We start from the raw sequence: 14,919 nt of genomic DNA on the forward strand, positions 1-14,919 counted from the left end.
TTCTATTAAAATTTAGGTTTAAATCTTTTTAATCTTAAAGCATTTAATAATACTGATACTGAACTAAAACTCATAGCAAATGCAGCTATCATTGGGTTAAGAAGTGGGCCTCCGAAGGCATATAAAATCCCCATAGCTACTGGTATTCCTAAAGTATTATAACCAAATGCCCATCCTAAGTTTTCTTTAATATTCTTTATTGTTGCCTTACTTAACTGGATAGCTCCAACAACATCTAGAATATCACTTCTCATTAAAACAATATCAGCTGATTCTATAGCTACATCTGTACCTGATCCAATTGCTATACCTATATTGGCCATTGCAAGTGCTGGAGCATCATTTATTCCATCACCAACCATAGCAACATTCTTTCCTTCATCTTGAAGTCTCTTAACTTCATTTGCCTTATCTCCTGGTAATACATCTGAAACAACCTTATCTATTCCCACTTCCTTAGCAATAGCTTGTGCTGTCTTTTCATTATCACCAGTTAGCATAACTACTTCAATCCCAAGTTTATGAAGTGCTTCAACTGCTTTTTTACTATTTGCTTTTAATGTATCTGCCACTGCAATAACTCCAGCTAAAGTCCCATCTATAACCATATACATTGGTGTCTTTCCTTGAGATGCTAATAACTTAACATCATTTTCTACTGAATTTATATCTATATTGTTATTTTTCATTAACTTATTGTTACCAATAAGAATATTTTTATCATTAATTAAAGTAACTATACCTTCTCCTGGTACAGATTTAAAGGATTCTATTTCAAATAACTCTAATCCTCTTTCTACACCTGCTACAACTATAGCTTCTCCTAATGGATGCTCAGATCCTTTTTCTGCTGAAGAAGCATATCTTAATAATTCATCTTCACTTAACCCCTTAGTTATTATATCTGTAACCTTTGGTTTACCTTCTGTAATTGTACCTGTCTTATCAAATACAACAGTATTAATTTTATGAGCTCCTTCTAATGCAACTCCACTTTTAATTAAGATACCATTTTCTGCACCCTTACCTGTTCCAACCATTATTGCTGTTGGAGTAGCTAATCCTAAAGCACATGGGCAGGCTATAACTAGTACTGCTATAAATATTGTTAGCGAGAATTCTAGCCCCTTACCACTTATTGCCCAGACAATACTTGAGATAACTGCTAATGTTATTACTGTTGGTACAAAGTATCCAGAAATAATATCTGCCATTTTAGCTATAGGTGCTTTTGATCCTTGTGCCTGTTCCACAAGCTTTATTATTTGAGCTAATGCAGTATCCTTTCCAACCTTTGTAGCCTTATATTTAAACATACCAAATTTATTTATACTTGCTCCAAAAACCTTATCTCCAATATTCTTATCTATTGGAATACTTTCTCCTGTAAGCATTGATTCATCTATAGTAGTTGTTCCCTCAACAATCTCACCATCTACAGGAAGCTTTTCTCCTGGCTTTACTAAAATTACATCTCCAACCTTAACTTCATCAATGGAAATAACTTTTTCTACACCATCTACAATTATTGTTGCTTTCTTTGGAGCTAATCCCATAAGCTTTTTAATTGCTTCTGATGTCTTTCCTTTTGTCTTTGCCTCTAGATATTTACCTAAAGTAATTAAAGTTAAAATTGTTGCTCCTGATTCAAAGTATAGATCCATTGAAAAATGAGTATCTCCACCAGCAATTTTTACTATTGCATATATTCCATAAAGAAATGCTGCTGATGTACCAATTGCAATTAATGAATCCATATTTGGACTTAAATGAACTATGTTTTTAAATCCACCAATAAAGAATTTTCTACCTACTATCATTACTGGTATAACTAAAATCAATTGAATTAATGCAAAGTTCATTGCATTCTTCATAGGATCTATAATACTAGGTAGAGGTGCCCCCATCATGTGTCCCATTGATATATAAAGTAATGGAACCGCAAAAACTAACGAAAGTACAAATCTTTTCTTTAAAGAATTAATAGCATCTTCTTTATCTGTGTCATCAATCTTTGTATCTTCTTTTACTTCATAAGCTCCATAACCTGCTTTTTCTATTTTTCCTATAATGTCCTGAATCTTCAGTTTCGAATCATCATAATCTATGTAAAGGTCTTCAGTTGCTAAGTTAACTTCAGCCTTAGTAACTCCCTCCATCTTGCTTAAAACTCTTTCAACTCTACTTGAACAAGCTGCACAAGTCATACCTGTAACCTTAAAATCTTTTTTCATAAGCTATACTCCTCCTATTAAAACTACTTATCAATAAGCTTATTTACAATCCCCACAACTTCCTCAATCTTTATATCTCTTTCATCCTCATTGCTTGCAGCCTCTTTTAAGCAATGATGCATATGCTGCGTAAGAATTAACTTATTTGCTTTTTTTAATAATCCTTGAGCTGCAATTATTTGATTTGAAATATCTATACAATACCTTTCGTCTTCCAACATTTTAATTATTGCTTCAACTTGTCCCCTACAAGTTTTTAGTGTTTGTAACGCTTTTTGTTTATCAGAATTCATCTTTTACCTCCTCCACCCCCTGGGTAGGGGGTACGATTTGATATTAATACTCCAATTCTATTTTGTCAATACCTTAATATATTTATTCAATAATTTTTATTTTCCTATTAATTATAAAAAAGAGGAATCGTCTTGCGATTCCTCTTATAAAACTCTTAACTATTTTTTCATTTCATTATAGCAATAATTAATTATATCACTTCTCTTTATAATCCCAATAAATATTCCATTGTCATCTACAACTGGAACAAAATTTTGATTTATTGCTAAATTAATTAAATTTTCTATATCTGAATTGATTGATACACTCTTATGAGATACTCTTCTATCTATCTCTTTTACCTTAACACATTCTGTGTTTTTAAAATTTAAATCAGGTGTATTCTTTAGTTTCCATAAAAGGTCACCTTCTGTAAGAGTTCCAACATACTTTCCACTCTTATCTATTAATGGAATAGCTGTATAACCGTGATGCTCCATCTTCTCCATTACCTGTCTCATGGTTGCTTCACAACTTTCACACACTACTTCATTCTTTGGTGTAAGAAAAAACGCTATATTCATAACTCTCCCCTTCATATTAAGTAAAACTTTTTCATTACAACTTTATTGTAACATAATCCTAACAGCTTGTCAGATTTTCTAACCACTTTCTTATTGGAATAAAGTGAATTATTTTCAAAAATCTATACCAGCCAGCCTCATTAGATATACAGCATTTTGTGTATTACTCTTACCTTTTCTAAGCTTATAATCAAACTGAATTTTATTATCTTTATAGTATTCTCTAAAATTGTAGTTTTCTACTTCCTTCATCTCTTCTTCTAAATCACATAGTTCTAAGTCATGTGTTGAAACAAGACCTCTAGCTCCATTGGATATTAACTGTTTTATTAAAACAGTAGCACCTATGTGTCTATCCTTAGAGTTAGTTCCCTTAAATATTTCATCAAGTAATACAAATACCTCTTCTCCTCTTTTACAAGCATCTATAATAAGCTTTATTCTTAAAATCTCTGCATAGAAAGAAGATATACTTTCCTCTAAGTTATCCTTTGTTCTCATACATGTGTAAATATTCATAATAGGACAACTAAATTCATTTGCACAAGCTGGTGCGCCAATATATGTTAGTAAAAGATTTATTCCTACAGTTCTTAAGAAGGTACTTTTACCAGACATATTTGACCCAGTAATCAATGTTATTTGCTTTGGAGTCACTAATTCATATGTGTTTGCAACTGCTCTATCGCCAATTAAAGGATGAGCCATATTAACGCCCTTTATTTCTTTTTCAGTAATATTTCCAAAACACCAATCCTCATGGTCAAAGCTTATGTTAGATATACTTGATAGAGCATCAAATTCTCCCATAACCTCAAGCCACTTTTCTATAGAATCCCCATTCTTTTCTTTCCATTTATCTAAGTTAAATAATATAAATACATCTGCAAATACAAAGACATTTAAAATAAAATAATATGCATTTGCCATTGAGTCTCCAACCCAATCTAAAAGATCAGCTAATCTATTCATTTCCTTACTGCAAGAAGATTCCCCTCCTATAGTAAGTTTAGCTTTAGTTTCATTTAAATACTCACTTATAAACTCTTCTTTTTCTATTAAATTTAATATATTAGAATAAGCTCTTACACTATTTTTAATAGAATGAAATAACTCCATTACATGGTTCATATCCTTTGTTAGCATTTTAATAACAACGTAATTAACCATTAAATCTAAAATAACTATACTAAAAGGTAATATTTTAAATGTACATGCTATTATTAAAGCTAATGTAACTACTATAAATATCCCTGCAATTATCAGTTTTACAGAGCTTGTTTCAGAAGGTGTCTTTCCCCACTTTATTAACTCTTCAAGCTCTTCACCCTTATTTTTCTTAAAAGTACCATCTATATAAAGTTTTTGTCTCCATTCAACCTTTTCTCCTAGTTCTTTTATTGCTTTCTGCTTTTTATTTACAACCTCTTTAGAAGGTAAGTTCTTAAGAAGTAATATTTCCTTTAACTTTTTACGCCCACTCTTAGTTCTTGTGGTATTTACCATCTGGAATAATGAATTATTTCCAAAAACATCTAAATCTTCACAAAATGGATGCCCCTCTTCAATTAATTCTTCTCCCTTATCCTCATCTTCTTTATATTTTCCATTTAATCTATTTAAACCTTTTTCATTTATCTCTAATAAAATGTTTAATTTATTTCTTTCATTAATTTTTTTACCATGTATTATAGCTACTAGAATAAATAGCGCTAAAATTAATAACTCTACTAAAATAAGATTTAAAAAATTACTTGATTTATATAACTTATATCCTGCAGCAATCCCAACTAATACAATTGCTAATCTCCCCCAGCCAATATAAGATATAGACTTATCTAAAATATTTATCTTATCTTTTGCACTATTTATTTTTTCTTTATAAAAGTTTTCTGCTCTGCTCATCTAATCCCTCACTTCATTCTTTTATCTAATAACATTAAATATTTCTTTAAACAATTAAGCCTAATCCTTAAGTAGACTTAAAACTTACTCTAATGTTAAAACTTCAATTTATTTAAAGATACCATAACATCATTCTTTTTCCAATATTTACAACAACCTTTTCTATAATAATTTAAAAGAGAAATTGCATTGCAATTTCTCTTTTATATATATTTATTATTAACTATTTAAGTGAATTATATATTGTTTCAAGGTTATATCTCATTGCTTCAATATAACTTTTTCCTTCAACCTTAGTTTCTAAGCTATATATCGGCTCAACCTTTCCACCAATTTCATTGGCTATAGTTTCTGCTTCCTTTTGAGTTTCGCTTCCTTCTGAAAATATAACTGTTATCCCTTTTTCTTTGCAATAATTAATTGCTCCAGCATTCTTCTTTGCTGTTACCTCTCCTTCACCAAATATATCGTGAAGTGAATTTTCTGTTAATCCAAAGTCTCTACAAAGGTATCCAAAAGCTGCATGACTAGTCATAAAATATTTTTGAGTCTTTGAAGCAAACTTATCCTTATATTCATTATATAATGAATCAAGTTCATCCTTAAATTTATTATAGTTTTCTTCATAGAAATCTTTATTTTCCGGGTCTACTTCTATTAATGCATTTTTTATGTTGTTACTTTGAACTGTTGCTTCTCTTAAACTTAACCATAAATGCGGGTCTTGTTTTCCATCTATAACTCTAACATCAGCACCAGTACTACTATCTACCATTTTAACTTTATCTTTATCAATTTGTCCTTCAACATTCTCTAACCAATGTTCCATGCCTAATCCATTGTAAACAAATACTTGGCTTTTCATTAGCTTTTCTAGATCTTTTGGTCCAAAATCCATATCATGAGGTTCTGCATTTTCAGGAACAAGAGTACTAACTTCTATCTTGTCTCCACCTATTCTTTCAGCAAATTCCTTTAAAGGACTAATAGAAACCATAACATTAACTTTTTCACTTTGTTCATTATCATTACCACTTTTAGTTGAGCATCCAATTAACATAACTGGAAGTATCATTAGCACTGATAGTTTTACTAATAACTTTTTCATTTCGCACCCCTTATTGCATATGATTTGCATTTGCATTTTTTATTGTATACTCTCATCTATTTTTTGTCAATAAGAGAACCACATATATCTATTATTGCCAATATAACTAAAAAACATTGTATTGATATTTATTTTGCTTATTCAGTCGCATAGTTCATAGATATTTATTCCCCTCGTACTAAAGGTAAGGAAATTGCAAAAAAAATTAGGTTAACAGTATTACTGATAACCTAAATCTTTCCGTTCTATTCTTATATATGATTAAACGCTAATTATGTGCATATTCTTATAAACTTATTAAATTATATTTACAACAGATCTCATCTAATATTTCTTTCTCTTTTTGCTGGCAAGTAAATATTATTCCCTGGCCTTTTATTTTATTATAAATTAGCTCAATGGCCTTCTTTCTTCTAGTATCATCATATTGAATAAAAGCATCATCTAAAATTATAGGACATTCTTCATGACTAAATAACATATCTATAAAAGCTAATCTTAAGGATAAGTAAAGTTGGTCATATGCTCCATTACTTAAATAATTCCCTTTAAAGAGATTATCTTTATCTCTAACAAGCATCTCATAATTATCGCCAAGCTTAACATCCTCATATTTATTAAGAGATAATTTTTTAAAGTTATCCAATATCCTTCTATTAATTTCAGGGCCTACCTCTCTTCTAATTTCATTAAAGGACTCTTTTAAAGTTTCCATAGCTATATCTAAAGCCTTAACTTTTTTATCACCCTTTCTAACTTCCCCCTCTACAGTTTGTATTTCTTCTTCTATCTTTACTAAATCTCTTTTTCCTATAAGTCTAGTAGCTATATTATTTTCAAGATCCTTTATTCTTTTTTCACAATCTATTAATTCCCTTGACTTTTTCTTTTCTTCCCTTTCAATCTCATCTTCTGATTCAAAAGAATATTCATTTTCATCATTAACTATGCTCTTTAGTTCTTCTTTAATCTCAGCAATATTTCTATCCTTTAGTAATACCTTATAAGTTTCCTCAATAGACAGTATATTACTATGAATTTCAGCTCTCTTTTTAAGCTTTTCCTTATATTCCTTTATATATAGCTCTATATCTAATAAATTTCCTAGGTCTAAATCCATGGTCTTTAGCTTTTCTCTAAGCTTTTCCTCTTGAACTTCTATATTAGAACTTAGCTCATTTAAAAGTTCAGTTTTTATGTTCAGGTCCTCTTCTAGCTTTTCTTTTGTAATGGACAAACTTTCAAAAATATTTACCTTTTCTAGCACCTCATCTAAATCTTTAGAGGAGGATAGTCTTTCTATTGATGAAATCATCTCACAATTCTTCTTATACCTATTCTTATCTTGAAGAAGTCCCTCTTCATTTATCATTTTTTTCTTTTCTTCGATTCTAAGTAACAATCTTTCTTCATATTCCTTGTAAGAATTAAATCTTCTTATAGCAGTTATTAAATCTCCATAGTCTTTTGCATCAACTTTTTCCATGTATCTATCTAAGCTTAACTCTATTGAATCTATTTCCTTTGTTAAAGCTTCTACCCTTTTAGATGCATTCTTCTTTCCTTTAATGGTATTACCTTCAGTAAAACCTTTAACCCCTAAAAAAGCTCCTAAGCAAATTAATAATATGCCTAAAATCATTAAAGGTATTCCAAAAAAGGATAATACTATACCTATCCCCCCTAGAATCCCACCTAAATACATATTACTCATACTTTTCTTAAGTTTTATATCTAAATTTTTAGGAATATTATTTTGTTGAAGAATATCTTTTATTTCTTTTAGCTTATCTTCATAAGATGATAGCACTTCCTCTATTTCCTCTATGTATTCTCTCATTTCATGGAGGTTTTTCATTACAGCCCTTCTCTTTAAAAGCTCCCCTTCATCTTCAGCCAAGGATTCTTCTAAAGCTTTCATTGAGCTTATTTTAGCTTCTAAGTTTTGTTGTTCATATTTAAGATTTATAAGTTTTTCCTTAATGTTATCATCAAACATTTCTAAAAACTTATATTTATCTAGCTCCTCTTTATTGTAGTTAAATTGCCCTTTTATTTCTTCTACTACTTCCTTAAGCTCTTCTCTCTTATCTATTAGCCCTAAATAAAGCCTATTATCCTCCTTAAGATCATCAATAAAATCCTCATCTATTAGGTTTCCCAAGGCCCTTTCTTCTCTTTTAAGTTCTTCCGACTTCTTTAAGTACTCACTTATATCCTTGTATTCCTTATGAAGTTTCACCTTTTTTAAATACTTTTTATATAACTCAAGCTTTGTTATCTCATCATTTAATGTTTTTCTTTTCTCCTTCTCTAGTAAAAGTTCATTTTCCCAATTTAAATTTTGCTCTGCTATGTTGTACCCCTCATACCTTTCTTCTAATAATGAGGAATACTTCTTTTTTAACCCATCTAAAGCACCTACTCCTCTAGATGTAGTTAATTCTTTCTTTATTCCCTCTATCTTAGACAGTGCCTTAGCAGCTGGAACCTCCTCCTCTGCACAACCAAATAGAGATGTTATTCTCTCCATTATTTCCTCTTCTTTATCTTTTCCAAAAGACACCCCAAGCTGACTAATAAATAGTGTTTTTTCAAAGGTTGATCTATTTACTCCTAAAAAACTTTTTCCTGGCTCTTCTATATTAATATTTCTTGCAACTTCTCCTGTTAAAGCATCTAAAACTTCACAAGTATCTTCTTTTTTAGTTAATGCAAACATCCTTTTTATAATATATTCTCTTCCATCTTGCTCAAGGGTGAGCTCTCCTCTTATTCCGCCACCCTTGAAGGGTAAATATCTCTTTCTATCTCCATCGCCCTTACCTCTTTTTTGAGGAAAACCATATAACATTACCTTTATAAATTCTTCTATGGTACTTTTACCTGCTTCATTTTCACCATAAACTAAGTTTAAGCCCTTACTTAAATGTATAATCTTATTTTCTACTCCACCAAAGGAATCTATTTTTAACTCTTTAATAATCATTCATATTCACCTGCCCTTCAGATAGGCTTGATAATCCTACTTTAAGTGCCATCATTAGTACTTCTTTATCTTCTTCTGTATCTGCTGAATCTATTAAATTCATTATTTTCTTTACAAATAGAGATTTAACTGAATATCCCTTTGTAATCTCTTCAATATTATATTTTACTCTGGTTTTATCAACTATCTTACAATAATAAAAATCTAGTCCTAATCTTTCCCTAAGCAATTCCTCGTCTATTAAAAAGTCTGGAGATATTTCTCCTTCAAGAACTATTTTATATAAATTATGCTTTCTATCACTTTCTTTAATAGAATCTATAATACTTTTCTTAACTTCTTCATATCCAAAACAATCTGAAATATCTATATGCTCCTCAATATAATTTCTTTTAGATGTTTTTACAAATTCTAAATCTACAGTTCCTTTAGATACATATCCATATATAATTCCCTTATCTCCTAATTCATCAAAGCCTCTACCTTGTGGACATCCACTATAGGCATAAAAGGTTTGCCCTTCCTTGTTTATACCACTAAAATTATGCCTATGGCCTAACGCAATATAATCCATCCCACTATTTCTTATATCATCAAAAGTAATTGGATTATATTCATTCCCTCTATTGGAACTTGAAATTTCCCCATGTAAAACCATAATATTTATTTTATCTGAAGGCTCTGAAAAATCTTTAAGTGCAGATTCTCTAATATACTTTTCTCTAAATCCATACCCCCATACATTTATATCTAAATTCTCTAAATATACCTTTTCTAAATCACCTTTAAAAATATAAACATTGTTGGGCCAATTTATTAATTTATAAAAAGACTTGTCTCCGTATGGATCATGGTTTCCTGGACTTATAAAAACTTTAATTTCATGGATTTCTCTTAATGATTGCTCAATAAAATACAAAGTTTCTCTATTTAACGTAAAATTATCAAATATATCCCCTGCTAATAGCAAAATATCCACAGCTTTTTCCTTGCAAAAGTGGATAATATTCCTAAAGACCTCTTTTAATTCTTCTTTATTTATTCTACTTTGACTTTCTCCCACATCTTTAAAAGGAGTATCAAAATGTAAATCACCTGTATGAACTATTTTTATCCTTTTCATATAATCACCTTCAAATCAATCGAACTTTTGTTCTCATTTTACCACATTTTATGTTTATAAGGAATATTATGTATCATCTATTCACATAGAATTATTTTCCATGCTAAAATATAAGTTTCAATTTTAGTGGTAAGATAAAAAGAAAACTCTAATAAAAGTGATGAATGGAGAGCTTGTCTATTAACTATTGATGTACAAATAGACATAATGATATGTAATACTTAACTAATACTAAAAGCTTATTAAATTCAATTTATAAAACTATAAAATAAAAGGAGAATGACTATTGTCATTCTCCCGGTAGATGAATACGTGTTAAGCAAATTTTTCTGGCGGTGTAATTTCCATTGGTAATTCTGTCCTTCTAAAGTTAGTCATTAGGTGCTTTTATAATCTACTTTCGTATTCTTCTACCATTCTTTTTACCATTTCGCCACCTACGGAACCACATTGTCTTGAAGTTAAGTCTCCATTATAATCTGAAAATGGAACTCCTAACTCTTGTGCAACCTCGTTTTTGAATCTGTTTAGTCCTAATTTAGATTCTGGAACTAATGCTTTGTTTGACATATTGATCCCTCCTCAGCTTAAGGTATTTTTATTAAGATTTATTGAGTTACTACTCAATTCATCTTACACTATTATATTGTCCATCTAGCACTTAACTATACGAATTAATAAACGGTAAAATACCCATTTTTAGTTTATTTAACCCTTATTTTCTGTCCTGCATATATCTTGTTAGGATTGGAAATTCCATTTAATCCAGCAAGCTTTTGGTACGTTGTTCCATATATAGCTGCTATTCCAGACAAAGTATCTCCATATTTAACAGTGTAGTATACAGGATCTAATGACCCACCCGAAACTAACACTAAGTCACTTATATAAACCCAGCTTGTTATTTCTTTTATTAAAGCCTTATTTCCTGATATTTGTTGCACAGTATAAACATTATTTTTAACCCAAGCTGGTATAACTTGACCTGTAGCATAATTAGATCCTATAATTTTTACCCGTGAACCTACTGAGATTGTAGCAGATGAAACATTTCCACCAGAAGAACTTGTTCCTTTTATTATTTTAATAACTTGTCCAACATAAATTTTATTAGGGTCACTAATACCATTTAATTTAGCTAGCTCCTGATAAGTTGTTCCATACATAGTAGCAATTCCAGATAAAGTATCTCCAGCCTTTACTGTATAAGTTACATAATTATTTTCTGGTTCATGCGGAACTGATGAAGAATTTAAAAGGATTCCATTTTTAAATTCATTCATATCACAATTTCCTGATATACCTGGAACACTGCCAGTAGAACTATATTGGAATCCTACCCAACTGTTCCATATTGGATTGCTACCTGGGGTTGAAACTCCATAGTGAGCTATCCAAAGCGGATAAACTCCCAATCTTGAATCAATATTCGTCCTAGCAAAATAAGTGTAGGTATATACAACTATATCTAAACCTGTTAAACTTTTAAGTTCATTTATAAATGTTAATGCTTTATCTGTTAATGCACTCTTACTAAAATTATCAGCAACTTCAAGATCCAATGCTAATTTACAATCAGATACCTTGCCACTAATTGTATTAGCAAAATGTCTTGCTTGTGCCTTTGAATCTAAAGATGGTCTAAAGTAATGGTAAAATCCAATCTTCAAACCTTGAGCTTTTGCTCTAGAATAATTTTGATTTAATTTTTTATCAACAAAATTTATACCTTCAGAGGCTTTCATATATACTATTTCAATTCCACTTTGCTTAACTTTAGCAAAGTCAATATCACCTTGCCAGTTACTCACATCTATACCTCTGAAATTATTTGAATTTCTACTTTCCATAAAAATATACCCCCTTTTTATTAAAATATGTAAAATCTCATAAATGTTCCACTACTTCTTGTATAACTATGTTAATTAATTTGCTTAGGGAGTTTCTTATTAGAATTGCCTCTAGATTTATAATTAGCAACTATCTTCAAAAATTTTTTTAGAAATAATTTTTAATTTTAGATAAAAAATTTATAGAAAGAATGTACCTTCATATTTAATTTCCTAGACAAAAAAAGACTTAATGAAAATTCATTAAGTCTTTTTGTGGCAGGGGCAGTAGGATTTGAACCCACAACCAATGGTTTTGGAGACCACTACTCTACCGTTGAGCCATACCCCTATAACGAAGTTAATTTTATCATGATAATTAACTACTGTCAACAAATTATAATAATAAATATTTTATAAAAATATTGTATATGTCAATAATTTAAACTATAATAATTATAATTATTTGATTATCAAAATATTTGATTGTAGATTTATTGGGAGGTTATTATATTATGAAATTTAATCCATTAAAAATAGGAAATTTATCAGTTCCTCTTCCTATAATTCAAGGTGGAATGGGAATTGGAATATCACTTTCAAATCTTGCTTCTGCCGTAACAAACGCAGGTGGAATAGGTGTTATTTCAGCTGCTCAAATTGGATTTAGAGATAAAAACTTTGAAGATAATGCTTTAGAGTGTAACTTAAAAGCATTAAAAGAAGAGATAAAATTAGCAAAAGAAAAATGTAAAAACGGTATCCTAGGGGTAAATATAATGGTTGCTACAAAGGAATATGCTGAACATGTTAATGCTGCAATTGAAGCTGGTATTGATATTATCATATCTGGTGCTGGTCTTCCAACTATGCTCCCAAAGCTAACAAAGGGAAGCACTGTAAAAATTGCTCCTATAGTTGGAACTCCTAAGTCTGCTAAAGTTCTTTTAAAGTTATGGGATAAGCACGACAATATCACTGCCGATATGGTAATTGTAGAAGGTCCTAAAGCAGGTGGACACTTAGGATACTCTAAAGATAAACTTGAGCTTGAAGATGCAAATTTTGATAATAATGTAGTGCAAATAGTTGAAGAAGTAAAAAAGTATAGAGAAAAGTATAATAAAGATATACCTGTAATTGTAGCTGGAGGTATATTTGACGGTAATGATATAGCTAAATACTTAAAACTTGGTGCCAATGGTGTGCAAATGGCTACAAGATTTGTTGCTACAGAGGAATGTGATGCTTCTGAAGCATTTAAAAAAGCTTATGTTAATGCAAAAAAAGAAGACATATCAATAGTTAATAGTCCCGTTGGTATGCCTGGACGCGCTATATTAAACCCATTTGTCGAACATACAAGAAAAGAAAGAATTAAAATAACAAAATGTTATCAGTGTCTTGCTCCATGTAATCCAGCAATAACTCCATACTGTATAAGTAAAGCTCTTATACAAGCAGTACGTGGTAATTTAAATGAAGGTTTAATCTTCTGTGGAGAAAATGCATATAAAATAGATAAAATTTCTACTGTAAAAGATATTATGAATGAATTAAAACAAGATTTATTAAATGCATAGAAAAAGGGGTTGCTTTAGGCAACCTCTTCTTTAACATTAATCTGCTAGATAAACTAAGCCTATCTGTTTTCTTACTTCATCCATGATCTTCATAGTATTAACTGAGTTTTCATGTGAATTAATTTCCGACTCTCTCTTTCCTTCTTTAATAATCTTTATAAACTCTTCCACCTCATAAAACATACTTTCTTTTTCAAATTGCTCATTTGAAATTACTTCTTCCCTACCATCTCTATACCTTATAATAATCTTATTAAAGCTATTAATTTGTTCAATAATTATACTTCCCCCTTCTCCTTGAATTTCTGAAGGAATATATGAGTTTGATATCTTAGAATACTGAACAGTTCCCATCATCTCATCATAATTGAAAACTATAGAACCTTCTCCATCTACACCTGTTTTAAGCATATAAGCATCAGCCTTAATAGAATTAGGCTTTCCAAATAAGGCTACCATTGGATAGATTGTATAAACCCCTATATCCATTAATGCTCCATTAGATAATTCTCTTTTAAAAGTATTTTCTGTAATTCCAGCTTTATATTTATCATATCTAGAAGAGTACTGGCAGTAGCTACCAAAGTACTTTCTCACCTTACCAATCTTGTATAAATTATCTTTAAGTATCTTGAAGTTTGGCATTTGTACTGTCTTCATTGCTTCCATAAGAAGAACATCATTTTCTCTTGATGCCTTAATCATGTCTAAAACTTCTTTTACATTAGATCCAAAGGCTTTTTCAACTAAAACATGTTTCTTATTATTCATGCACAAGATTGCCTGTGATGCATGAATAGCATTAGGAGACGCTATATATATTGCATCTATCTCTTCACACTTTGCCATCTCTTCTAAGTTATCAAAAAAGATTTTAGCTCCGTACTGTTTACCAAATTCTTTTGCCTTACTTAAACTTCTTGAATAAACTCCAACTAACTCAAAATCCTTACACTCTTTAGCTCCATCTAAAAACCAATGAGATATATTACTTGTCCCTATAATTCCAAATTTAATTTTCCTCATAATAATTATCATCCCCTATGCTTTATTCTTATTGTTTCTTCCATATATCTTTTGCATACCTAACTTCATGTAGATCAACTATGCTATTAATATAATTCTATCTTATTAAAGAAAAACCTTTTCAAAAATATATAGAAATTTCTTTTCTAATTTTACTTATTTATATATTCTTATATTTATATATTTAAGCTATTTACAGTTTATATAATAAATATAAATAACATTAAAATGTTGAAGTTACCAAAAGTTAGTGTCAATTATAATT

The 14,919-nt window shown here is 30.0% G+C and carries 11 protein-coding genes and 1 tRNA gene; 1 reads left to right on the top strand and 11 read right to left on the bottom strand.

Annotated elements, in window-relative coordinates; translation table 11 throughout:
• Nucleotides 1-5 precede the first annotated feature (5 nt).
• The 10 genes from G594_RS18160 to G594_RS0101580 form a co-directional block, all read right to left on the bottom strand.
• Nucleotides 6-2,234, bottom strand: a complete 2,229-nt coding sequence (locus tag G594_RS18160) for a heavy metal translocating P-type ATPase (protein ID WP_034865800.1) — start codon at nt 2,232-2,234, stop codon at nt 6-8.
• 23 nt (nt 2,235-2,257) lie between these two features.
• Nucleotides 2,258-2,527 (bottom strand): metal-sensing transcriptional repressor, encoded by a 270-nt coding sequence (locus G594_RS0101535; RefSeq protein ID WP_027096941.1) that lies wholly within the window; start codon nt 2,525-2,527, stop codon nt 2,258-2,260.
• A gap of 159 nt (nt 2,528-2,686) precedes the next feature.
• Nucleotides 2,687-3,091, bottom strand: a complete 405-nt coding sequence (locus G594_RS0101540; RefSeq protein ID WP_027096942.1) for a CBS domain-containing protein — start codon at nt 3,089-3,091, stop codon at nt 2,687-2,689.
• A 114-nt stretch (nt 3,092-3,205) separates the two neighbouring features.
• Nucleotides 3,206-4,996: a MutS family DNA mismatch repair protein gene (locus tag G594_RS0101545; RefSeq protein WP_027096943.1), complete on the bottom strand. Its 1,791-nt coding sequence runs from the start codon at nt 4,994-4,996 to the stop codon at nt 3,206-3,208.
• 223 nt (nt 4,997-5,219) lie between these two features.
• A complete protein-coding gene (locus G594_RS0101550; RefSeq protein WP_027096944.1) occupies nt 5,220-6,104 on the bottom strand; it encodes a metal ABC transporter substrate-binding protein in 885 nt (294 codons plus the stop codon).
• A gap of 286 nt (nt 6,105-6,390) precedes the next feature.
• Nucleotides 6,391-9,093: an AAA family ATPase gene (locus G594_RS0101555; protein WP_027096945.1), complete on the bottom strand. Its 2,703-nt coding sequence runs from the start codon at nt 9,091-9,093 to the stop codon at nt 6,391-6,393.
• A complete protein-coding gene (locus G594_RS0101560) occupies nt 9,083-10,216 on the bottom strand; it encodes a metallophosphoesterase family protein (protein WP_027096946.1) in 1,134 nt (377 codons plus the stop codon). Before G594_RS0101560 ends, G594_RS0101555 begins: the two co-directional genes overlap by 11 nt.
• 387 nt (nt 10,217-10,603) lie before the next feature.
• The gene (locus tag G594_RS0101565; protein ID WP_027096947.1) at nt 10,604-10,786 is read right to left on the bottom strand and encodes an alpha/beta-type small acid-soluble spore protein; all 183 of its coding nucleotides are present in this window, start codon (nt 10,784-10,786) and stop codon (nt 10,604-10,606) included.
• Between the two features lie 134 nt (nt 10,787-10,920).
• Entirely contained in the window at nt 10,921-12,066 is a 1,146-nt protein-coding gene (locus tag G594_RS19465; RefSeq protein WP_051195873.1) for a GH25 family lysozyme, read from the bottom strand.
• Between the two features lie 256 nt (nt 12,067-12,322).
• A tRNA-Trp gene (locus tag G594_RS0101580) sits at nt 12,323-12,397 on the bottom strand.
• Nucleotides 12,398-12,560: 163 nt separating this feature from the next.
• On the opposite strand from G594_RS0101580, the gene G594_RS0101585 reads away from it, so the two are divergent.
• Entirely contained in the window at nt 12,561-13,628 is a 1,068-nt protein-coding gene (locus tag G594_RS0101585; RefSeq protein ID WP_027096948.1) for an NAD(P)H-dependent flavin oxidoreductase, read from the top strand.
• A 36-nt stretch (nt 13,629-13,664) separates the two neighbouring features.
• Here the strand turns inward: G594_RS0101585 and G594_RS0101590 are convergent, their stop codons facing one another.
• A complete protein-coding gene (locus G594_RS0101590) occupies nt 13,665-14,654 on the bottom strand; it encodes a Gfo/Idh/MocA family protein (RefSeq protein WP_027096949.1) in 990 nt (329 codons plus the stop codon).
• Between the last annotated feature and the right edge of the window lie 265 nt (nt 14,655-14,919).

The sequence above is a fragment of the Clostridium paraputrificum AGR2156 genome (assembly GCF_000424025.1).
GTDB lineage: Bacteria > Bacillota > Clostridia > Clostridiales > Clostridiaceae > Clostridium > Clostridium paraputrificum.